Origin of the sequence: Paenibacillus nuruki, assembly GCF_001721045.1 — a bacterium.
GTDB classification, from domain to species: domain Bacteria; phylum Bacillota; class Bacilli; order Paenibacillales; family Paenibacillaceae; genus Saccharibacillus; species Saccharibacillus nuruki.
Genome location: NZ_MDER01000047.1, coordinates 1 through 23,018, shown reverse-complemented (window position 1 = coordinate 23,018; position 23,018 = coordinate 1). Strand labels below are relative to the sequence as shown.

Below are 23,018 nucleotides of genomic sequence, written 5' to 3'. Positions count from 1 at the left end.
TTATAGTGGTAGTAAAGTACACTTTCTTTCTAATATGATTACGCTTTCAATATTGTTGTTTAGGTTGTTATTAATTAATATCACATTCATTAACGATACACAATGATTTCCAACTATAAATTCAACAATCTATTCACAAATTGTTTAATCGTATTCATTTCGATTAATTTATGGTATAACAAAAGTATGAAAACATTACAATCTTCTACTCCACCTAATTATCGTAGTTATCTTGCTTTAAGTATTCCGTTAATTATTTCTACCGTGACTACTCCCCTTCTTGGTGCAGTAGATACTGCTGTTGTTGGTCATTTATCAAGTAGCATTTACATAGGTGGCGTTGCAATTGGTACTCTTATCTTCAATACATTGTACTGGTTATTTGGATTTCTAAGAGTAAGTACGTCTGGATTTGCAGCACAAGCCAAAGGCGCCGGAGAATTAGAGCGTGGCTTCTCCGAGTTGGTTCGTCCGACCATCATTGCTCTGCTTATCGGTTTCCTATTTATTGTGTTACAGTACCCCATTTTGCAAGGTGTACTGGCATGGATTAGACCTGATGCAGATATTCGTGAGCAAGCTTCTATTTATTTTCATATTCGTATCTGGGGTGCTCCGGTAACCCTGCTGAATTATGTTATTCTGGGTTGGCTCATCGGAATGGCGCATGTGAGGCAGACTTTATTTGTCCAGATAGGGATTAATGTACTCAATATGATTTTGGCGATCGTATTTGTACATGTATTTCACTGGCAAGTTGCAGGTGTCGCTTCAGCTACATTGATTGCAGAGATTATCGGGCTAGTATTCGGGATCTTTCTGATCTGTCGTTCTCCTTATTTCAAATGGGGATCGATATCGCAAGCAGGTCTATTTAATCGTGAAGCTTTACGCCGTATGATCAGTGTGAATAGCGATCTATTTATTCGTACGATCTGTCTGTTAGCAATGTTCAATATCTTTACAGCGAACAGTACTTCATTCGGTCCTGAGATGTTGGCTGCGAATGCTATTTTGTTACAAGTCCATTATATTATGGCTTACTTTTTTGATGGATTTGCCAATGCGAGTAGTATTTATGCGGGTCAAGCTGGTGGATCGCGTAACCCATTGTTACTACGGCAGACGATTCGGTGGTCATGGTACAGTTCATTTCTGCCAGCGCTATTGATCGTGATCGTCTACTGGGTGTTCCATCAACCATTATTGGGATTATTTACAGATTCAGCATCTACGATTGCACTGGCTAATGAATATAGCCCCTGGTTGTTACTGTTTCCTCTAGTGACAGGTGCAGGTCTTGTATTCTATGGATTATTTACAGGGTTATCTGTCACTGCTCCTATTCGTAATTCTATGATAATCTCTTTTGTATTATTTGTAGCGGTGCTCTGGATTGCTGTTCCTCTGTATGGCAACCATGGATTATGGTTAGCTTTTATCGTCTTTGGTTTAGCGCGAAGTGTATTTTTGTTAATACGTCTTCCTCGCTTGTTAGAAGCTGTTCCTACCAAATCATAAAAGTCCTCTGCATAAGTAAGATAACTAAAAGAGCCACACTTATGATAAGTGTGACTCTTTTTTGGTATCTATATACGTTTGTCTTTTATTATATCATCTTAAAATTCTTGATCGGTTGGGCGAATCAATACTTCATTGATAGCCACATGCTTAGGACGTGTCACTACATATTCGATAGCATCTGCAATATCTTGAGATTCTAGCGGTGTAATATCACCAAATAGCTTACCCATCTCTTCCATAACTTCAGAGCGGACATGTGAAGATAATTCGGTCTGTACAACGCCTGGCTCTATTAAGCCTACACGTACCCCACGACCTGTCACTTCTTGACGAAGAGCTTCACTAAAAGCAACAACTCCAAATTTGGTCATATTGTAGACAGCAGAACCTGCGCCTGCACGACGACCTGCTACCGAACTAATATTGATCAGATCGGCTACTTTGCGCTCTGACTGTTCTGCGGCTTTCAGTAAATGTGGCAATGCAGCATGAGAAATATGCAATAGTCCATTCACATTGATCGACACCATACGATCCCATTCTTCTGTCGGTGCATTTTCTGCTGGACCTAATAACATCACACCAGCATTGTTGATGACAATATCCAAACGATTATATTTTTGAATCGTTTGTTCAATCGCTTGTTGTGCTTGTGCTTGATCGGTAATATCTGCTTCAATCACGAATGCTGCTCCACCTTGAGAAGTAATATCAGCAGCTAATTGATCGAGACGGTCTTTACGACGTGCTACGACCACTACGGTTGCGCCTTGTGCAGCCAGAGTCTTAGCGGTTGCTTCCCCTATTCCACTACTTGCGCCTGTAACGAGGGCTACCGTTCCTTGTAATTTCTGTGCCATCTATAACACTCCTTTTATATGGATAAAATACACATATCTATAGTCATATACCCTTAAAAAGAATAGCACAATCAAATTTTGAACAATTCATTTAAAAAAAGAAGTTCATTTTTTCTTCATATATGCTCTATACATACCGATGAAACCTATTATATATTAAAAATAATTTTAAGATTATGATTTGTATGGTAAAGGAGTGGACCTAAATGAATAACGAAGATTCACTGATTCATCCGCTTCTTAAGTTAGCTTTTGATGCTATGGAAGATCTAGTGTATATTATGGCTGTCGAGAATCGACAATTCGTATATTGTTATGTCAATCGGAAGGCAGAATTGTCTAGTGGAATAACTAGCGAATATATGGGTAAAAACTTTTTTGAGCTATACAGTGAACGGAATCAATATGAAATGGCTCAATATTTGCATAACAAATATTCCAAAGTACTTATTCAAGCACAAAGTGTACGTTTTGATGAAGGGCATCTTTTGCCTACCGGAACATTAAGCGGAGATAGTATCATTTCTCCTATCTTTGATGAACATCAAAATATCACTCATCTCGTCTGCATGACTCGTAGTTATGATGAACGTCATCATTATCAAGAGAAAATGCAGTATTACGCCTATCATGATGAATTGACTCAATTATTGAATCGGCGCTTTCTGTATGAGTTTGTGACTCAACCTGCTTATTTATTTATGTTTGATATTGATAATCTTAAGTATGTAAATGATACTCTGGGTATGGAAAGTGGAGATACTTTATTAGTTGAAGTTGCTGGTCGTCTTAAACGCAATTTCAGTTCCGACTATATCAGTATTCGTTTGAGCGGGGATGAATTTATACTGGTATCTAATCGAGAACAAGAACATCCCGAACAGATGGCGAAGATTATTATCTCTCTTATGAATGAACCTTTTTTATTCAACAATCATCAAATTAAGATTAACGTCAGTGTAGGGATCGCTTTCTTCTCGGAAGATATCAATATCTCGATTGCTTTGAGACGTGCTGATATTGCCCTATACCATGCCAAAACAAGCGGACGTAACAAACATCATTTGTTCTGTGAAAGTACGCAGTACGAGCAAGTGGTACGTTTTAATTACGAACTGGCACTGAACAGTTGTCTGGAAAAAGAAGAACTGCAATTATTGTATCAGCCGATCTATGGCAATAAGCAAAAGCAGGTCGTTGCGGTCGAAGCTTTATTACGATGGAAAAAAGATCATAAATATATGGTTTCTCCAGCTGACTTTATCCCTGTCGCTGAACAAACAGGTCTGATTATTCCGATAGGGGAATGGGTGATTCGTCAGGCTTGCTGCGATCTGACTATTATTCAAGCCAAATATGGACAACAGACGAAGATTGCTATTAATATTTCTAGAATCCAATTAAGTGAACCTGATTTTATTGATCGAATTAATCAGATTCTCAAAGAAGAAAACGTTAATCCACATTATATTGATCTCGAAATTACGGAAAGTGTAGCTATGATCGATACGGTTAGTGAACGCTCTTCACTACTCAAATTACGTGAACAAGGATATACGATCTCTATTGATGATTTTGGGACAGGGTATTCTTCACTCAGTACACTTACTCGTCTTCCCATCGACAATATCAAAATAGATCGTTCTTTTGTGGCGCAAATGAACCCTCCTGTGCTTAAAGCTCTACTTGCGATGGCAGAAGCGCTAGAGCTGCATGTGGTTGCTGAAGGCATTGAAGAAGAAGAACAATGGCGGCAGTTGATCGAATTGGGATGTAACGACTTTCAAGGATATTGGATCAGTTATCCGATGCCACTTGCAAGCTTACCGGATCTTCCCCATTTTCTTTCTTCGTTTTCAAACGATTACTTATAATTCTTGTCATGCTTATGATAATTATACAAAAGACCTTATCCCTAAAAGGACAAGGTCTTTTGCTATTGGGCATAGTTAACAGATGGTCATATACGCATCATGCTTATTTATTATTGCGCTACACCCCATGTTAATGTATTGCCTTTGTACAATGTTACTTTGTTCCAATCTGCATATGAAGTCTTGGTTGCGTCAAAAGAATAATCGTTGCTTTCATCTAGTGGAGACCAATCATTTTTGGCCATACGTAGTTGAATATCGCCTGTCTGTGCACTAGGTTGAAGTGCTCCAGCGCCAGCAGTAAAGCCTACTTCTACGTAATTAGGTGTAAAGGTAGTTGTTACGTTGCTTTGACCTACTTGCGCCCAATCGACCCAAGCAGTCATATCTGCTGATCCTTCTTTAGAGAAATAATAACGCAATTTGAGATCGCTAAGATTGACAGCCGCTATACCATTGTTTTTGATATTAAAATAAGGTTTGATCTGGCTATCATTAACATTGGTATCTCCCGCACGATACTGAACCACAAGATCACCTGCTGGTGTAGGTGTTGGATCTGTTGGTGTCGGTGGGTCTGTTGGTGTTGGCGGTGTAGTTGTAGTCGCTTGTGGCTTAGCACTCACCACAGACGAATTTACACTTGAACCTGCTGTGTTATTTGCAGTAATAGCATAATAATACGTTGTTCCATTTGTAACCGCTTTGTCTGTGTACAATGTGGTTGTAATATTAGCACCAACAGTAGTTAAAGCTCCTGTGGCACTCGTTCCTCTTTTCACCGTATAGCTAGTAGCTCCTGTTGCCGATGACCAGTTCAATTTGACTTGACCATCTTCAGCAGTTGCTTTAAGACCTGTTGGTGCAGTAGGAACCGTTACTGGAACTGGAGTTGTAGGTGTTGTAGAACCGCCTACAGCTGGATAAGAATTGTTGATTAACATCACGAATTGATCATGGAACCAAGCACCAGAGATAGGAGCGTTAGGCAATGCACCGGTTAATACGCCATCGGCTGTTGTAAATGTAGGATCACACATACGGTCAAAGCCTTTGCCTTCATTGTTCGGAATCAGTGAGCTAGAACCATCGGATTCACCTGGAGGTTTAACCCATACATACGCATCCAAGTGAGCACCTGGAGCTGATGTTGGAGCTACGCCGATACCTGCTCCACTAGCATTACACCAGTTACCACGGTGATCGCGACGGTCTACACGTCCAGAGTTCACATAGGTATTGATATCATTTCCGATAGCGGCAACTGGACGGTTAGGTCCACCCCATCCGTTACGGCCTGTATCAATCAAGAATCCAATCCCACTTGGCCAGCCTGCACTGACAAAATCCTTATACAATGCGCCTGTAAAATCAGTTTCGTCAAAGTAAGGATTCCATTCGTAGAATTTGGAAGATTTGATCGGTTGTCCACCGACATTTAGATCAGGATTAGGAAGATTAGGTTCATTCAGCGGTGTTGTATTCGCTGTGTTAGTTACAAATCCATCTACACTCGCAAGACCTGCTGTTGTAGATTGCACCACTTTGGTATACAAAGAGACCGTTGCTGTACGGTTGTTATCCCATCCCAACCAACCGGAGTGACCGATATCAAGGTAATTGTATACATTTGGGATTGCATGAAGTTTGTTTAAAGCGTATTTTACGCCCGCTTCATAGATTCCAGTTGAACTAGCTTGAGCACAACGTGCATCACTCAAGTTCGTCACCAGATTGGGTAAGCTATCCGGTTCGATTACGTTTACAATACGAATATCTTGATATTTAGGATTAGCGAAAATATCGGCAATCACATCAATATATTCTGTTTTGTATCGTTCTAACCCTGCCGGTGTTAAAGGTAGTTCGCCATTAGAAGCTAAAGCATGACAATCCCGTCCAGGAAGATCATAAATTACAAAGCTTGCTGTAATCGGGGTATTTCCTTTTTTCTGGGCTAACGCTGCATCCAAATGAGCTTCCAAGCTAAGACGACCTGCATTGTTCGCACCACCGCCTATCGCGTCAATCCGATCTAACCAGACGGATGTAGGATAGGACTTTATGGTTTCCATTTTTGCTTTGAGTGAAGCATCACTTACTTTCGCAATTGAGGCATTAACTTCTTTGGCATAATCAGGATTCACATACGCAGTCGCGCCAACAAACGGATTATCGACATGGGCTTCAGCATAAGCTGCTGGAGTAGAAAGTACAGGCAAAAGACTTCCAGTTAATAGTGAAACGGCCATCGTGTACTTCAATGTTTGCCAGATACTTTTTTTGGATTTCAAAAAATTCACCTTTCTTTCTTAAGTAATTTGGGTGGATCATGTGTATCCATTCGAAAAGTAAGCGTTATCTTTTTGGCTTACGTTTGCTTGTTCCCCTTCTGAATCACCTCCTCAGGGCTGATTATACTGAAAGTTTTTACTGGTGTAAATTGGTAATTATGGATTTAATTTGTTTATAATATTTAAAAATGTTAACGTTTTCATCTGTTTTTTTATATATCACAATGACACATATGTTAGTTTATGCGGAATTCATTTATAGACCGTTTAAGTAAGCCACCTTTACCATTTCCTAATTACCATATAATTCCATGTAATTTTTTCACTGTCAAAATGCAAAAAAAGTGCTTCTCTCACCCGTAGGCAAAAGAAACACTTTGATTTTATTCAGAAATGATATGAATTTCAGTACTATTTTAATTCTAAAATGATCTTATTGAGCTGTAATCGACCAGTTTGTCACATTCAATTTACCGCTACCACTCATCACATCTGTACCGAATTTCACGCCACTTACATAATCAAAGGAGTTCAATTCGTTACGATCTAACAAGTTTTTGATAAAGGTAGAGATGTTCAAGTTTACGCTATCTGCATTCTCTGTTCTTACAAAAGTATATACATTTCCATTCATACTATTGAAGTTCGATTGACCTTCCATATCACTATTCATACCTTTACGATACACATCCCAATTAGCGCCATCTAGACTCACTGTGCCTAGAGATTCACCCCATGTTGCTGTGGTCGTTTTCATATCTTGGTTTGTTGTTGAAGTAGAATCATTTTTATTCTCGACTACAGTTGAAGCATTCTGTGAAGTAGAAGTGACTAATTTTACAATATCAGAAGGTTGAGACTCTGCTCCTGCCCACTGCGTATTATGGATAAATACCGTATATCCTGTGCTATAATCACCTGTTGCTTCTTCAGTCGAATAGCTCACTGAAGTATTGATATCTTTCATTTGGCTTTGACGAGAGCTAGAGCTACTACTATTACTGCGTCTGTTCTCGTTGTCTTTATAGATTTGGACAGGGAAGTTACCTGCATTCTCATAACCTGGTGTCCAGTTCCAACCGTAAGAGATTGCTGGAGAAGATTGTGTACCTGTCATGTCTGCTGCATATGCCCAGTTATAACCGAAAGATGAATTGGTATCATAGAAGATCGACTGCGCAGAATCTTGATTTTCACCAGTCATCGTACTATTTGAATTATTCATGCCCGACCAACCTGTATTCGCTAGATAACCATTCGTACCCAGACTATAACTGCCATTTACATTATTTGAAGTCTCAGCTGCTGCTGAAGCTGCACCGGGTAGAAGTAAAGAAGCACTGATTGCAAACGTAGCTAATGCAAAAATAGGTTTTTTGAATGTCGTTGATTTTTTCATGATGTTACCTCCAGTAGAATTATAGTTAGTGAGTATCAGGAAAAAATGCTATCGATATAGATCAAGAAAGAACGATCTATTTTTAACTGTGCACAAAAAAAGCACAGTATAGACCACAGAAGAATATGTATCATTCTTGTTCTCTCTATTTCAAATGAAGAGATCGTTTATCCCAAAGCATAATACGGTATGTACTACCATCATGCTTCGAGATAAACGCTTCATTTGGATAAATCTTCTTTAACGTAGAAGATAATATATCGACTACTTCCTATTTATAACTTACCCAACACCGGTTCAACATAACCGAATTTGATAACCATTTTTTGTAAAAATATCATTTCGTCTTAAATTTGACATACTTTTAATTTTCCATCAGTATCCACTTTTCTAAATCTTGAACAAAATGTCTCATTTTACGAGCGTGTTGACGGTCAATTTCTCCACTTTCATACAGTTCTTGTACTTTATCACGTTGATTTTGGATCGCTGTCGTAATTAGATCTAGTTTTCCTTTATCTAGTGTAATATCAGGTAGTGATTGCCCTGTCTGGTACTGAATGGCATGAATCACTTTTTCATAACGAGCTATAATTTTGGTCGAAGCTGTTCTGTTATCTGGAGTCATCTGTTGCTGAATCGCTTCAATAGCCGCAATCGATGTATGCAGTTTTAACTTTTTCAGCATATGTGTTCGTGCTGCTTCATCATTCGGCTCTAACGTTTCATGCTGTTCTGAATTGTTCAGTGGAATCATCCCTTTCCACTTGTCCAGACATTCGGCTATACCCGTATCTGATCGATCTCGAAGAACCGTTTCCAGACGATCTAGTCGATATTCAAAAGTCATCGCAATCTCTGCGGTGATCTCCCCGCGATTACGTAACCGTCTGACTTCTGTACGTTCAGCTTGAATACCGTGCAGATAAATCTCCATTTCCTGTGGTCCCATACCGTTAATCTCCATGATCCGCTTTTGGAACACATCGCTTTTGGACATATAGCCTTTCACTTCAGCGATAAGATTACGAGCGGCATCACGGTTGGAATCGTTCATATTAGAATGAACCGATTGTACAGCCGCTTCTAAAATTTTGAGTCGAATATCTTTTTCTGATTTTTTCTTTTTATCAGCAAGCGTCACTACAGGTTCTGGATCAGAAGATAATAATGGCAAGAAAATACTCGCTAAGATCAGACTCAGTAGAATAACTCCTGCTGCAATAAATAAGATCAATTCCCGTTCTGGAAATGCAGTCCCATCATTTAATACATATGGAATAGAAAACGCAGCTGCTAAGGTTAAGGCACCACGAACTCCAGATAAAGAAGTTAATAATATCCCTCTAAGGCTAGGTCGATTGGATTCGGAAGGCGCTTGTAACAAATAGCGTACACTCCAAAATGCATAAATCCAGATAAAACGTAGCACATACAGAAGTAATGTAATAAGTACGACATAACCCAGTACTCTTCCGTTGTCGAAATTGACATTTTGGAATATAGTTCCCATGACTTCTGGAATCTGTACACCAAGAATCATAAATACCAGACCATTTAATACAAATACAAGCACAGACCATGTACTGGTAGACACTAATTGCATTTTAAGTTGTACGGATTCAGCACGATCACGCTCCATCGCATGAACAATACCCCCGGCAACAACAGCTAAAATACCAGATACGCCAATTTCTTCGGCGAGTAAGTAGATTACAAATGGAGTGAGAATTTGCCACAATACATGCACCGTAATATCTTCCATTCCCCAACGTCGTAACCACACCTGACAACGAATAAGGATAAAAGACATCAATGCGCCAAGAGCCAATCCGCCCAAAGCCACAAGCACAAAGCTAAAAGAAGCTTCCCACCACGAAAAAGCACCGGTGACTGTAGCTGCTACAGCAAATTTAAAAGCTACCAGACCGGAAGCATCATTGAGCAAAGATTCTCCTTCGAGTAACCGATGAATGGATTGTGGTAAATGGACTCGCTTTGCGAGCGAACCTACAGCGACTGCATCGGTAGGCGATAATATAGCCGCTAGAGCAAACGCTGCGGGTAACGGAATACTTGGAATTAGACTATGAATGGCATAACCTGCAATCAATACCGTAGCAAATACAAGCCCAAAGGCTAGCGCTATAATAGGGACTCGCAGATTCCATAACTCATCTCTAGGTGTACGCCGTCCATCGTTATACAATAATGGCGCAATAAATAGCACAAGGAATAATTCAGGATCAAGGGGTAACTCTACGCCTACGATCGAGACAATGATCCCGAGTGCAATTTGGAATAAAGGTACTGGCACCAAAGGAACCAGTCGATTCAAAATATTAGAAATACCAATCATTAAAAGTAAGACAAGTACAGCGATAAAGTACTCCATAGCCTTCCCCCTCTTTATGTTCTAGTCGATATGGAATAAATCTTGTCATTATTCCCCTATACAGTCAAGAAAGAAACAATCTTTTTTCACGCCAAAGAACGTATACATCACAACCTCATCCTATGACGGACTTTGTTGTAGCGTATACGCTCTACTTTTTTTCACATGGTATAGACTCAAAATTATCTATGATTATAGATAAGAACTTTGGGGATCTAACCGATCTCTGAGATCATCTCCTATAATATTGATCGCAAGTACAAATACAGTAATAGCTAGTCCGGGGAAAGTACAAATCCACCATGCTACAGTTAGATAGCCTCTACCTTGAGATAACAGTGCACCCCAATCGGGAATCTCATGGATCACACCCAAGCCTAGAAAGCTAAGCCCTGCGCCTGTGAGAATCGCTGTACCTAGACCTAGCGTTCCCATCACTAGAATCGGTGAGACTGCATTAGGAAGAATATGCTTCCAGACGATACGCAGTCCAGAAGCTCCTAGAGAGCGAGAAGCTTCTACATACCCTCGACTACCCAGACTCACCATCTGACCACGCATCACACGCGCATAACCGGGAATCGCCGAGACAGAGATCGCAATAATAATATTCAGCAATCCCGGACCCAGGGCAGCCGCAATCGCTAAGGCTAACAACACACCGGGAATAGTCATTAAAATATCTATAAAGCGCATTACGATCGTATCCAGTATACCCCCAATGTAGCCTGCCACTGTGCCTAGCAATACGCCTACAAGTATACCTATAACGACTGAGCTAAATCCGATTAACAACGAATCCCGAGCGCCATAGACTACCAGACTGAATATATCTCTTCCAAAATAATCAGTACCTAGCCAATTGATAGCATTAGGTGCTTGTAAAATGCGATCGGCTACCATGTCTACAGGTGAATATGGAGCAATCCACTGGGGCACAAGCGCACAGAGTACAATAAATGCAATAAGAGCTAATGCGATATACCACATATAACGAGTCGTTGTTGCTTGCCATGATAACTTTTTCGATCGTACCGTAGAAGACGATTCATTTTGCCAGTCTGTTGTTAATGTTGGTGTTGCCTGCTTCATAGATACCCTCCCTTTTATCTCGAAGTACTCGAACGACGGATACGAGGATCAATATACGTATATGAGATATCTACCAGTAGATTAATAACTACGTATAGAATAGCTGTAAAAAAGACAACTCCTTGTACCACTGGAATATCACGTGCCATAATCGCATCTGCTAGAATCCGTCCAATACCTTGTCTGGAAAAGACCGTCTCGATTACTACCGTTCCGGCTAGCATTTCTCCAATCTGCATACCGACGACTGTCACCACAGGAATCAGTGCATTACGTAGAGCATGCTTGTACATAATGACATGACGTGATATTCCTTTTGCCCGTAAAGTCGTGATAAAAGGTTCACTTAGCACTTCCAACATACTATTACGAACCATTCGAATCACAAAGCCTGCTCCAACAATCCCGAGCGTAATCGCAGGCAGTACCAGTGTCGATATCCCTTCCGAACCCATTGCCGGGAACCAGCCCAATTGAATAGAAAAGATCAAAATCAGCAAAATACCTGACCAGAATGTAGGCATCGAAATTCCGAATAAGCCAACGGTTCGTGCTACAATATCAATCCAACCGTTACGATGAACAGCCGATAATATCCCAAGCACTACACCAATGATCACAGCTATACATGTACTGGATAAAGTCAAAATCAATGTAGACGGAAAATTCGCTAAGATTTTGGGTAATACAGGATCAGAATTCACCATCGATACGCCAAAATCACCACGTAACATATCTGCGAGATAATGACCGAATTGAATATAAAATGGCTGATCTAATCCTAACTGTACCCGTAGGTTTTCGATCATTTCAGGCGTGGCATATGTGGGATCAATCATTGATAGTACAGGATCACCGGGTAGCAAGTAAAAGATCGCAAATACCAATGTTAATGATCCTACAATAACCAGTAACGATGAGATCGTGCGTGTTATGATCGTCTGTACCATAGATCCCTCCTTATCCTCCGATACGTACATCGTTAAATATCGGATAACCTAGATAATCAAATGTAATGCCTTGTACAGTCTTCGATGCTGCTATCGTATACGGGAAAATGTAAACAGGAATAATCACAGACAGTTCGCTAATACGTTGTTGTACCTTGCGATAGGTTTCAGCACGTTTGTCTTTATCTTTTTCAATAGCTCCTTGTTCTAGCCATTGATCGACTTGCGGATCAGATAAACCGGGTAATGTCGGACGGGCTGACGGATCAGCAGTATGATAGAACGCCGACAATGCATTAGGATCAGAATTCACCTGACTATTACCGTACAGATCGTACTCTCCATTTTGATAGACTACTGTCGCAATATCTTTAGTAATATTGACTTGCACATCAATACCGACAGGTTTTAATTGCTGTTGGATCATCGCCGCAATATCATTGCGCTTTTCTCGGTTAGGAGAACCATCTACATATTTGAGCGTGAGACGCTTGCCGTCTTTGACACGGATACCATCTTGTCCTTTGACCCATCCCAGTTCATCTAGCAGAAGGTTAGCACGAGCTAGATCAGGTTGGATTTTATTTTCCAATGACTCATCGTAACCTAGAATGCCTGGAGTCAATGAAGACCATGCGCGTTCATACGTACCTAGATATAACGTTTTGACGATCGCATTCACATCAATCGCAGATTGTAGAGCTTGTCTTGCTTTGACATCATCCCACGGAGCATGACGTTCATTGATGAATAAGGTGTACGGTAAGCCGAGTGTGTTGGCTTGCAATAACTGAAGATCCGGGCTGTTTTTGAGTGCCAATATATTTTGTGGAGGTACTGTCTCAGCAGCAAGTACCTGCTTACTTTGTACACTACCGATCCGTGTGGCTTCTTCAGGAATAATTGAGAATGTAATGCCATTGATATAAGGTGTGCCTGTATTTTTCACGGTTTCAGGAGCCCATTTGTAATCCGGATTTTGGTTTACTTGAATGAAAGTATTGTCTTTCCAATCAACATATTGATAAGGACCTGAACCGACAGGATGCTTACCAAATTGTTCGCCTTCTTTTTTCGCTGCTGTTGGAGACACGATTCCTAGCATGGCTTGACTAATATTGCCTAGAAAAGCTTCGGAAGGTGTCGATAGATTCACTTGCACGGTATATTCATTAATCACTTTAGACGATTCATAAGGACGAATAAGTGCTAGTGCATTGGCTGCTTTGGTCGCTGGATCGATCACACGATCAAAGTTGAATTTGACTGCTTCTGCATTAAAAGGAGTGCCATCATGAAACTTCACATCTTTGCGTAATTTGAATGTATAGCTTTTTCCATCTTTGGAAGTTGTCCAAGACTCTGCAAGCCACGGCTTAATCGAACCATCAGCAGTCTGCAACACAAGACTATCGTACAATGTACGCATCACCCTCACCGATACCGCTAGACCACTACGATGAGGATCAAGTGTATCGGGTGAAGTAGCTAGCGCATACGTTAAATTCCCTCCATTAGCTGTAGCATTGCCTTGAGCACTACTTTTCTCTGCTGCTACGCCTCCGCAACCGGATAATACCAATGATAAAGCTATCAATAGAATACTTGCTGTCCATCCTAACGATGCAGGTAAATATTGTTTTTTAGTATATGCCATAAGTGATTCCTTTCACCGTGTAACCGGAGAGGTATGTGGAGTATAACGATTAGCTGGAATATTCAGCCCTAGATTACCTCGCAGCGTATCTGCTTCATATTCGTTACGATAAAGACCTCGTGCTTGCAAAATAGGAACAACTTGATCAATAAATTCAGCTAATCCTTGCGGGGTACCTCCGCCGACAATAAATCCGTCTGCCGCTCCTGCTTCAAACCACTGTTGCAACTGATCTGCCACATGCTCTGGAGTTCCGATAAAGGTAGGTCTAGGTGTTGCCGCTTGTAATGCAACTTCTCGTAGTGTTAGCTGATGTTGACGAGCATTACGCTTGATGCTGTCTGTTGTACTACGGAAACTATTTTCACCCAATTCACCTAACTCGGGAAAAGGTTCATCTAAAGCATATTGACTGAAATCGTGATGTTCAAAATAACGACCCAGATAATCTATCGCATTTTCAATCGTGACTAATTTCGCCACCTGCCAGTATTTGCGTTCTGCTTCTTCATCTGTCTGACCCAGAATGACACTGATTCCCGGTAAAATGAGTAATTCATCTGCTGCACGTCCATATTGTGCGAGCCGACCTTTAAGATCACGATAGAAACCAACTGTTTTTTCCAGACTATCATGACGAGTAAATACCGCATCAGCTTCTTTAGCCGCCAAATTTTTACCATCTTCAGAAGAACCTGCTTGGAAAATAACAGGCTGTCCTTGACGAGATCGTCCAATATTGAGTGGCCCTTGTACTGAGAAATGTTCACCTTGATAATGAAGGGTATGCAGTTTATCAGGATCAAAAAATACTCCTGATTCTTTATCCCGTACAAAAGCATCCTCTTCCCATGAATCCCATAATCCTTTGGTCACTTGTAAATACTCATCGGCGATCTTATATCGTTCAGGATGAGAAGGATGTTCAGGCTTACTATAATTGCGCGCTGAACCTTCAAGTGGCGAAGTAACTACATTCCAGCCTGCTCGCCCACCACTGATATGATCGATGCTTGAGAACTGTCTAGCTACTGTAAAAGGTTCACTATATGATGTGGATAGTGTACCGACTAAACCAATACGTGAAGTAATCGCTGCTAGAGCAGATAATAAGGTGATCGGTTCAAAGCGATTCAGAAAATGAGGAATTGATTTTTCATTGATATACAGACCGTCTGCGATAAATAAAAAGTCAAACTTGCCCGATTCTGCTTTTAACGCTTGTTGACGATAATAATCGAAGTTAATACTCGCATCAGCAATCGCTTCTGGATGTCTCCAAGCTGACATGTTACCGCCTACTCCTTGAATAATAGCTCCTAATTTCAATGTCTTTTGAGTCATGATCATCCACCCTTTATCTTTAATAGAATTGATCTATAGCTTGTAAGTCATTGTTGTGATCAAGTCAGTGCATCTAAAGCAAACTGAATATGCATTTTGGTTCCTAAAAGAAGAACCTGTTCATCGATATCGAACTTGGGATGATGTAAAGGATACGCTGTTGTCGCTTCTGGTGAACGGCAACCGATAAAAGCAAATACCCCCGGACGATGCTGAGTGTATAGGGCAAAGTCTTCACCGGCAAGAAAAGGTTGCTCTAACGTCAGTACATGCTCTTTACCAAAAATAGGTTCTGCCGCTTTCCTAGCTGTTTGTACGGCTGAAGATTCATTATTCAGTACCGTACCGGTGCGCTGAGTTATGGTTGCTTTTCCTCCATGCAGGCAAGCAATACTATGGGCATAATCAACAATTGCCCGAGTGATTCGCTCTACTGTTTCTGTTCGAAAAGCACGAAACGTTCCCGTCACTTCACTTTCGCCTGCAATCACATTTTTGACAGTGCCTGCATGTAGTGTTCCAAAAGATAGCACTTTGGCTTCGCTAGGATTAATACCTGTTGTCATAAAAATCTGCATATCATTTACAAACCGTGCCGCCATAATAATAGCGTCTGACGATAAATGAGGAGCACTATGATGACCTGAAGTCCCTTGAAAATGCACTGAAAAGTGACAAGATGCCGCCATTGCCGTCTCTTCATGTATCCCAATACTCCCTACAGGAAGATCAGGCCAGACATGCATTGCGAAAGATTGCGACACTCCTTGCAAAATACCATCTTCGATCATATCTCGTCCGCCACTAATCCATCGTCCATCAATAGGTGAAAGCAGTGCCCCTTCTTCAGCCGGTTGAAAAACAAATTTGATCGTTCCACGAATCTGTTCTCGATGTTGACTTAATACTTTAGCCGCACCAAGCAACATTGCTGTATGAGCATCATGACCACAAGCATGCATATAACCTTCACGTTGAGATCGGTACGGATACTGATGTTCTTCTTGAATCGGTAAAGCATCGATGTCTGCACGTAATAGAATAGTCTCGCCTGGTTCTGCGCCATGCAGGATACCTACTATTCCTTTGCCAAAATGCTTACCCACGCCATGTTGTACGTCCAATCCCCATTTGCGTAATAGTCCAACAATCAGTGTAGTCGTATGATCAACATCGAAAAGAACTTCAGGATAAGCATGCAATTCGCGGCGAATACGAATCACGTCCGATTCAAGCGTATCCGGCAAAGATAAAGCTATAGCAAGTTCACTCATCCTCTAGATCCTCCCTCTTTTTTTCTAATGTCTTTAATTCCTATCTACTTAATTGGTATTGTCACATAAATGTAGACCTAATCGGGGATAAGGTCAATGAATTCGCTTATAGATAAGATTGATACAGATATAGAACATATCAATCGGATCGTTCAAATGAAAGAAAAGCATACATAACAAAAAAAGCCTGCTCACGATCTCACGTGAACAAGCTTTGGTTATACATTGATTTCTTCAGGAGTCGGTTCTTTTTCTACTTCTTCAGCAACTTCTATCGGTTGGTTGTAATAAATCGTTGTTCGATTTCTACCTTCACGCTTAGACGTATACATTGCTTCATCCGCATGACTAATCAGATCATCTGGAGTTCGGCCATGTTCAGGGAAAGCTACCACTCCACTAGACACCGTAATTATTTCACCTGAAGGACTCACCGTTCCTTGAAGCAATTCACGCAATCGTTCTGCTACAATATAAGCACGAGTTACATTACATCCACGTAGTAAAATACCGAATTCTTCCCCACCGTATCGAAAACAAACGTCTCCTTCACGTGACACGTTACGCATAATGACCGCTAAAAATTGCATCACTCGATCTCCGGTAAGATGACCATACGTATCATTCACTCGCTTGAAACGGTCAATATCTAACATGACCATGGCAAAAGGTTCATCCCCAATACACCATGCTTCAAGTGTCGAATCGAAGTTACGACGGTTTGCAAGCCCTGTTAGACCATCCAGAGCCGTTTCATTTTTTAGTTTCATAATGTACTTCTGTAATTGACGTGTAGTAAATCGAATACTTTGATATAGGGCTTTCACTTCATACGTTCCCGAGTTGATCGGTGGTAAAGCTTCACTACGCCAATCATTGACCATCCGGTTCGAATATTCAGCCAATACGTGCAACGGTCGAACAGCCAAATACGTAATAATCCAACCTGCCGCTAACGTAATCAGCAATAAAGGCAAAGATAACAGAATACTCTTCTGCAATAATTCACGCAAAGGAACATCAATCACCGATGCAGGCGTTTGGACAATCACACCCCAGCTGCTTTTCATATTATAAGCATAGCCAGTATAGAAGGTCTGATCTTGTTGATCGGTAAATTCAATTTTGCCTGCTAGACCCGCCATGACTTTCCACACTGCTTCATCCGAAGCTTTGCTTACTCCGACTAAGTTGATATCCGGATGGAAAATAATATTCCCTTTAGGCCCGACGGCATAGATATACGAACCATCCGAAGAATAATCATGTTCTAAAATACCTTGTAATACATTTGATTTTTGCAAATAAATCGTTCCGGCAATATACCCATAATAACGTTCTTGCTTATCAAATAAAGGGCTGGTTACTAATACAATCCATCTACCATCTTTACTTCGAAAAGGCTCAGTGATATGAGGAATACGTATCTCTAACAACATATTGTTGATAGGTCCACTTAATTGTTGCCCTGCTGTGACACCTGATGTAGCAGGTACCGTATTATCTACAACTAACTTCTTATTTACAATGACAATCGAATTAAAGTAATTTTTGTTATTAGAATACAAATCTTCTAACAAATCTTGATCGATTTTACTTCCACGTTGCCATATTGTAGCGAGTCCATCGACACTTTCTTGCATTGTATCTAACACATTACCCGCAGCATTAGCCAGTTCACTAGCATGCTGGTAATTGCTTTCCAGATAATTATCAACAAGCGCTTGTTTACTAACCAAATAAGCGGAGTAAACAGAAATAATCATCGTGAGTAGGATTGAGAAAACGATGATAGTGCTTACAATGGTGACAAGCTTGAATCCCTTTTTAGGATATAAACGCAATATGACACCCCACCTGACCAATTAAATAGTAATCCATCTCAATTTTAACACAACCGTTTTCACAAAAGAAAGCAAAAGCGCACTTAAAGTGTCTTTTGCTTTCTAGAATATTATAGAAATATAGTTATTAATTTACTGTTTGCTTTTGTGGAGTACTTTTCATTTTTAATAATGTTTTATTAATCCATATCGCCGCCTGTGCTCCTTCGCCCATTGCAATATTCGCTTGTTCTGAATGTGCCCCTAGATCACCAGCAATCCATACATTTTCAATATTGCTCATTTTAGAGCGTGGATCGGTCTCTATATGATGATTATGAATCGTTTCTACACCTAATTGCTCGGCAAGCTCTGAATTGACATGATTTCCGCCAAAAGCAATAAATCCACGTTCCACTTCAATGGTCTGTCCATCTTCTAGCTCTACACTATGGATAATACCACCTTCATGATAATCCACTTTAGCTACAGCCGATTCGATATACGATATTTGTTTGTCTTGTAAATGCTCCATCGTTTCTGGACGGAATGGCTTGGATTCATGATTGATATAGATTAAGTCTGAAGTACGCTCTGACAGAATAAGAGCCATTTGTGCTCCTGCTTCTCCTGCACCGATCACGACTGTACGACGATCTTCAATCTCATAACCATCACAATCCGGGCATACATATACACTATAACCCAATGTTTCAACTAATCCCGGTAATCGTGGGAAACGGTCAATTAAGCCTGTAGCTAACAATAGCGTTTTGGCTTTATAACTTTCTCCTTGTGCACCTTTGAGTAGAAAATGATCTTCTTTTTGTTGAGCTTCCAAAATGCGATCTTCATGAAATTGTACACCTAATGGTTCTGCATGTTCACGTCCAAGCTTACGCAACTCTTCGCCTGAGACACCATTTGGAAATCCAAGAATGTTTCCGTAGTTCTGGCACAAAGTAGAACGTCCATGTCCAGCGTCAATCACCAGTACTTCATGTGCAGAATATCTGCCTAACTGAATAGCCGCCTGTAATCCTGCAATGCCTCCACCTACAATAATGCAATCATATAATGTGTTATCACTAATCATAAATATTACCCTCCTATAGTCCTTTTTTCTTTTTATAATCAACACTGACTTTGGTTTCTCCATATAGATCATTCACGTACAAGTGTATGTTAGTAGATGTTCGATACTTACTTACATTTAAAAAGATCGTATAAGATAATATGTAAACCTCTTATATATTATGAAACGCAATCGAATCAATATTACAAAAATCCTCTTCTTCTGTAGAGTGAATCTACAAGAAAAAGAGGATAGTATTTATACAATCTTATGAATTAATATCTGCGGGTGTAATTTCATACAATGTGCCACTCATCATCCCACCGAATCCACCGCCATTATGGGTACGATTCATCCCATTTAGAGGGCTGTTCATAGTAGAACTTGTAACTTTAGTATTATTAGCTCCAGAAAGGCTATTTTGTAAAACCGTACTGGTCGTATCTTGCCACTCTTCCGTAGGAACTTCTGTGCCGTGTGCTTTAATCCATGTGATCACTTCACTAGCTTCGCCACCACGACCCCCTATACCATTGATCATAAAGTATTTGATTTCTCCTTTGCTGATCAAATCTTGTAAAGAATCTATGGTGAGAATCGGATCACTGCCTCCGAATCCACCCATTGCCATCACAGGCTTGCCTGTTTGGATAATATAAGGGGCGGCTGTACTTGCATTAGATACAGCGAATAGATATTTTTCCCCTGTATTGTGCTCCATCGCATATTGTAATAATTTCTCATTGGCACTCTGATACATACCACCACGATTAGGCGTTCTCGCAGGAGGTGTTTCTCCGGGAGCTGTTAGACGGGCAGAATCACCTCCGAATCCGCCCAATCTTTCTTTCGCTTCAGGGCCACCTGCTGGAATAGCTACGTTGCCAGTAGCATTTACAATAGAGAATGATGACCAATACATTGGAGTTAACATAAGAACTGCCATCGCCATAGAAGCTAGATACGCTTTTCTTTCTTTGAAGATAGAACGACGTTTGCCTAAGATCAAGCCTATCGTCAACCCTAATCCTAAAATGCCAATAATATAAAACCAACTTGAACCGATCGTTTCATTAAATGGATAGATCACATACAGTTGAAAAGCGGTTGTTACTGCCATATTGATAGGCAACAACCATGATAGCCATCCACGCTCTTCACGGTATAATTTCCATTGAGCCATACATCCTGTTGCAGCCAGTACAGCGACAGGGGGTGCTAACATAATCAGATAATATTGATGAAAAAATCCTGCAATACTGAAGAAGCCAGCAACAGGAAGCAACCATATCACCCAGAATATAGTTTCTAGATGATCTGGACGACGCCATTTTCGGCGTAAACCTGCAAATAATGCAATCAATGAGATGATCGCAAATGGTAATAATAGACTTGCTTGACCGGAAAGACTGGATTGAAATAAACGAAGCGGGCCTACATCGCCAATATTAAACATCGTTCCTGTATTTCTACCTCCTTCTGGAGGAGCAATCTGACTGCTGTTCAGCTCATTCGCTGGTGCAAGTACAGACGTCTGTCCGGTTAGACGATTCAGTCCATTATAGCCAAAAGCTAATTCCATCACAGAGTTTGTCTGACTACTTCCTTCATAAGGTCGCTCACTAGCCGGTACACTATCGACTACCATTGCCCATGATACTGAAATACCTGCTAACAATACCGTTCCGATCGCTAGAACAGATAGTTTCTTTTTCCAATGAACTTGGTAAGCCAAAAGATAAAATACATATAAGGCAGGTAAGATCATATACGCTTGTAGCATCTTGACGTTAAAAGCAATACCCACCATCGAAAATCCGGCAATAATCCATAGTACTTTATGTTGCTTCACGCCTTTGAATAACATCCATGTTGCTAGTAGCAAACAGAATACTAATAGACTATCTACATTATTCGAACGTTGTACGGCTATTGCTACAGGGGTGATCGCCATCATTAGTGCTGCTAAACGTGCTGTAGACGTTCCAAAAGTGGGTTTGACAATAAGATAAATTAAACCTACCGATCCAACACCTGCTAATGCCATCGGCAATGTGACGCTCCATCCATGCACTCCAAAAATAGATGCAAATAACGTCTGCACCCAGAACGCTACAGGAGGCTTATCAATCGTTACAAATCCTCCGGGATCAAATGAAGCATAGAAAAAATTATGGAAACTTTGAAGCATACTGGTTACTGCTGCTGTATAGTAAGCATTTGCATTTCCGTTTTCCCAAATCTTCCATATGTTCAGAAAAGCAGAAAGGATTAAAATAAAAATAAGTGGGATATCTATCCTCGATTTGGATACTGCATTTGCTCTTATTTCCATAGGTGTTCCTCCCCCGACTATAAATAGTACATGTATGTCTTTTATGTCATTTCATTGTGGAGGATAAACCTTAAATTCAGATCATGAATTACTTAAAAAAAGATTAAATATGCAATTTCTGCGATACATAAAGCATAATTATGCACAAAAAAAGAACCTCCTAACTCACTACGATGTGAGTTGGAGGTTAACTGTTCTATTTATAGTAGCAAAGGGGGATTTGCTAAGAACAAGGACAAATCAGGGTTAGAGTTGGGAAAACATGTACACCAATAACTGGATCGTTAACTATTAATATTGAGTGTTACCACTTTCCGTAATGTTTTTAACACCAATAAATTTAGTGCCTACATTGTGGTAACGGGTATTCGTCATTTTCACTGTACTTGTTGAACTATCTGTACGGAAAATAGCTTCTTTCATATCAGAGATATCGCAATTGTCGATTGTTACATTCACTTTGAATGTACTTCCGCCCAATTGACGAATAAATTTACCTGCTTTGGAACCTTTAAAGTTACTCACTTTAAACGTAGAAGCAGCATTGATTTGGAACATTTTATCGTCACCATTGGTAGCTGAACCGCCTTTAAGCGTAACTGTTCCGCTCTCTTTGATTGTCATTGCATCTTCACCGATATCTTCCCAGACAATGTTCTCCAGAGTGGCGTTGCCATAAGTATGTACGCCATCAGCCGCTGGATAACCCAGTACTACATTTTTTAATGTACCCCCATTTTCAACACGGAAAATAGGTTTTTGACCTTCTTTTTGACTGCCATCTCCAAGAGCACTTCCTGCGATGAAACGTGCTCCTTTGCCATCATACACTTCCCCTGCTTTCACGATAATGGTAGTGTTTTGTACTCCTGCCGCTTCAACAGTTGTTGTTGGTACAGCAGTTGTCGGCACAATTGTAACTACTGATGCTAACAAAGTAGCCGCTAACGCTGTTGTTAACCATTTTTTCATCAGTGATATCGCTCCTTTTGAGGTATAATATGCAACCTGTTACTTAAAATCATGTTTATCAGGTTTAAGTTAACGATATCATCGAATAATAGTTCTATCTATATGAATATAAGGAAATATTTAAGTTATAACCCTATAATTATATATCTT

The 23,018-nt window shown here is 40.3% G+C and carries 15 protein-coding genes; 2 read left to right on the top strand and 13 right to left on the bottom strand.

The annotated features are described in order from the left end of the window. The first annotated feature begins 186 nt into the window (after positions 1 to 186). Positions 187 to 1,521, top strand: a complete 1,335-nt coding sequence (locus PTI45_RS14330) for an MATE family efflux transporter (RefSeq protein ID WP_069328289.1) — start codon at positions 187 to 189, stop codon at positions 1,519 to 1,521. 98 nt (positions 1,522 to 1,619) lie between these two features. Here PTI45_RS14330 and PTI45_RS14325 read toward each other — a convergent pair whose 3' ends face one another. Continuing rightward, entirely contained in the window at positions 1,620 to 2,384 is a 765-nt protein-coding gene (locus PTI45_RS14325) for an SDR family NAD(P)-dependent oxidoreductase (protein ID WP_069328288.1), read from the bottom strand. Between the two features lie 206 nt (positions 2,385 to 2,590). On the opposite strand from PTI45_RS14325, the gene PTI45_RS14320 reads away from it, so the two are divergent. Then, positions 2,591 to 4,258 (top strand): putative bifunctional diguanylate cyclase/phosphodiesterase, encoded by a 1,668-nt coding sequence (locus tag PTI45_RS14320; protein ID WP_069328287.1) that lies wholly within the window; start codon positions 2,591 to 2,593, stop codon positions 4,256 to 4,258. A 110-nt stretch (positions 4,259 to 4,368) separates the two neighbouring features. Here the strand turns inward: PTI45_RS14320 and PTI45_RS14315 are convergent, their stop codons facing one another. From PTI45_RS14315 to PTI45_RS14260, 12 genes are all read right to left on the bottom strand, one after another. Continuing rightward, positions 4,369 to 6,510: a glycoside hydrolase family 6 protein gene (locus PTI45_RS14315; RefSeq protein ID WP_069328317.1), complete on the bottom strand. Its 2,142-nt coding sequence runs from the start codon at positions 6,508 to 6,510 to the stop codon at positions 4,369 to 4,371. Between the two features lie 475 nt (positions 6,511 to 6,985). Beyond that, entirely contained in the window at positions 6,986 to 7,951 is a 966-nt protein-coding gene (locus tag PTI45_RS14310) for a glycoside hydrolase family 12 protein (RefSeq protein ID WP_069328286.1), read from the bottom strand. 364 nt (positions 7,952 to 8,315) lie between these two features. After that, entirely contained in the window at positions 8,316 to 10,346 is a 2,031-nt protein-coding gene (locus PTI45_RS14305) for a Na+/H+ antiporter (protein WP_069328285.1), read from the bottom strand. Positions 10,347 to 10,538: 192 nt separating this feature from the next. Further along, the gene (locus tag PTI45_RS14300; RefSeq protein WP_069328284.1) at positions 10,539 to 11,438 is read right to left on the bottom strand and encodes an ABC transporter permease; all 900 of its coding nucleotides are present in this window, start codon (positions 11,436 to 11,438) and stop codon (positions 10,539 to 10,541) included. Between the two features lie 14 nt (positions 11,439 to 11,452). Beyond that, positions 11,453 to 12,388, bottom strand: coding sequence for an ABC transporter permease (locus PTI45_RS14295; RefSeq protein WP_069328283.1), 936 nt, complete (start codon positions 12,386 to 12,388; stop codon positions 11,453 to 11,455). Between the two features lie 10 nt (positions 12,389 to 12,398). Continuing rightward, a complete protein-coding gene (locus tag PTI45_RS14290) occupies positions 12,399 to 14,045 on the bottom strand; it encodes an ABC transporter substrate-binding protein (RefSeq protein WP_069328282.1) in 1,647 nt (548 codons plus the stop codon). 12 nt (positions 14,046 to 14,057) lie between these two features. Then, entirely contained in the window at positions 14,058 to 15,389 is a 1,332-nt protein-coding gene (locus PTI45_RS14285) for an LLM class flavin-dependent oxidoreductase (protein ID WP_069328281.1), read from the bottom strand. Between the two features lie 59 nt (positions 15,390 to 15,448). Then, positions 15,449 to 16,663: a M20 metallopeptidase family protein gene (locus tag PTI45_RS14280; protein WP_069328280.1), complete on the bottom strand. Its 1,215-nt coding sequence runs from the start codon at positions 16,661 to 16,663 to the stop codon at positions 15,449 to 15,451. Positions 16,664 to 16,881: 218 nt separating this feature from the next. After that, positions 16,882 to 18,429, bottom strand: coding sequence for a sensor domain-containing diguanylate cyclase (locus PTI45_RS14275; RefSeq protein WP_139129256.1), 1,548 nt, complete (start codon positions 18,427 to 18,429; stop codon positions 16,882 to 16,884). A 205-nt stretch (positions 18,430 to 18,634) separates the two neighbouring features. Beyond that, on the bottom strand, positions 18,635 to 19,582 hold the full coding sequence (locus PTI45_RS14270; protein ID WP_139129255.1) for an NAD(P)/FAD-dependent oxidoreductase: 948 nt from the start codon (positions 19,580 to 19,582) through the stop codon (positions 18,635 to 18,637). Between the two features lie 247 nt (positions 19,583 to 19,829). Further along, positions 19,830 to 21,896 (bottom strand): ArnT family glycosyltransferase, encoded by a 2,067-nt coding sequence (locus PTI45_RS14265; protein WP_069328278.1) that lies wholly within the window; start codon positions 21,894 to 21,896, stop codon positions 19,830 to 19,832. Positions 21,897 to 22,187: 291 nt separating this feature from the next. Beyond that, a complete protein-coding gene (locus PTI45_RS14260; protein ID WP_069328277.1) occupies positions 22,188 to 22,868 on the bottom strand; it encodes a pectate lyase in 681 nt (226 codons plus the stop codon). Between the last annotated feature and the right edge of the window lie 150 nt (positions 22,869 to 23,018).

Excerpts from the sequence above, each read along its gene's own strand:
- PTI45_RS14315 (WP_069328317.1), bottom strand. The coding sequence starts at position 6,510 with ATGGCCGTTTCACTATTAACTGGAAGTCTTTTGCCTGTACTTTCTACT.
- PTI45_RS14295 (WP_069328283.1), bottom strand. The coding sequence starts at position 12,388 with ATGGTACAGACGATCATAACACGCACGATCTCATCGTTACTGGTTATT.
- PTI45_RS14290 (WP_069328282.1), bottom strand. The coding sequence starts at position 14,045 with ATGGCATATACTAAAAAACAATATTTACCTGCATCGTTAGGATGGACA.
- PTI45_RS14310 (WP_069328286.1), bottom strand. The coding sequence starts at position 7,951 with ATGAAAAAATCAACGACATTCAAAAAACCTATTTTTGCATTAGCTACG.
- PTI45_RS14285 (WP_069328281.1), bottom strand. The coding sequence starts at position 15,389 with ATGACTCAAAAGACATTGAAATTAGGAGCTATTATTCAAGGAGTAGGC.
- PTI45_RS14270 (WP_139129255.1), bottom strand. The coding sequence starts at position 19,582 with ATGATTAGTGATAACACATTATATGATTGCATTATTGTAGGTGGAGGC.
- PTI45_RS14260 (WP_069328277.1), bottom strand. The coding sequence starts at position 22,868 with ATGAAAAAATGGTTAACAACAGCGTTAGCGGCTACTTTGTTAGCATCA.
- PTI45_RS14325 (WP_069328288.1), bottom strand. The coding sequence starts at position 2,384 with ATGGCACAGAAATTACAAGGAACGGTAGCCCTCGTTACAGGCGCAAGT.
- PTI45_RS14300 (WP_069328284.1), bottom strand. The coding sequence starts at position 11,438 with ATGAAGCAGGCAACACCAACATTAACAACAGACTGGCAAAATGAATCG.
- PTI45_RS14275 (WP_139129256.1), bottom strand. The coding sequence starts at position 18,429 with ATGATTATTTCTGTTTACTCCGCTTATTTGGTTAGTAAACAAGCGCTT.
- PTI45_RS14280 (WP_069328280.1), bottom strand. The coding sequence starts at position 16,663 with ATGAGTGAACTTGCTATAGCTTTATCTTTGCCGGATACGCTTGAATCG.
- PTI45_RS14330 (WP_069328289.1), top strand. The coding sequence starts at position 187 with ATGAAAACATTACAATCTTCTACTCCACCTAATTATCGTAGTTATCTT.
- PTI45_RS14320 (WP_069328287.1), top strand. The coding sequence starts at position 2,591 with ATGAATAACGAAGATTCACTGATTCATCCGCTTCTTAAGTTAGCTTTT.
- PTI45_RS14265 (WP_069328278.1), bottom strand. The coding sequence starts at position 21,896 with ATGGAAATAAGAGCAAATGCAGTATCCAAATCGAGGATAGATATCCCA.
- PTI45_RS14305 (WP_069328285.1), bottom strand. The coding sequence starts at position 10,346 with ATGGAGTACTTTATCGCTGTACTTGTCTTACTTTTAATGATTGGTATT.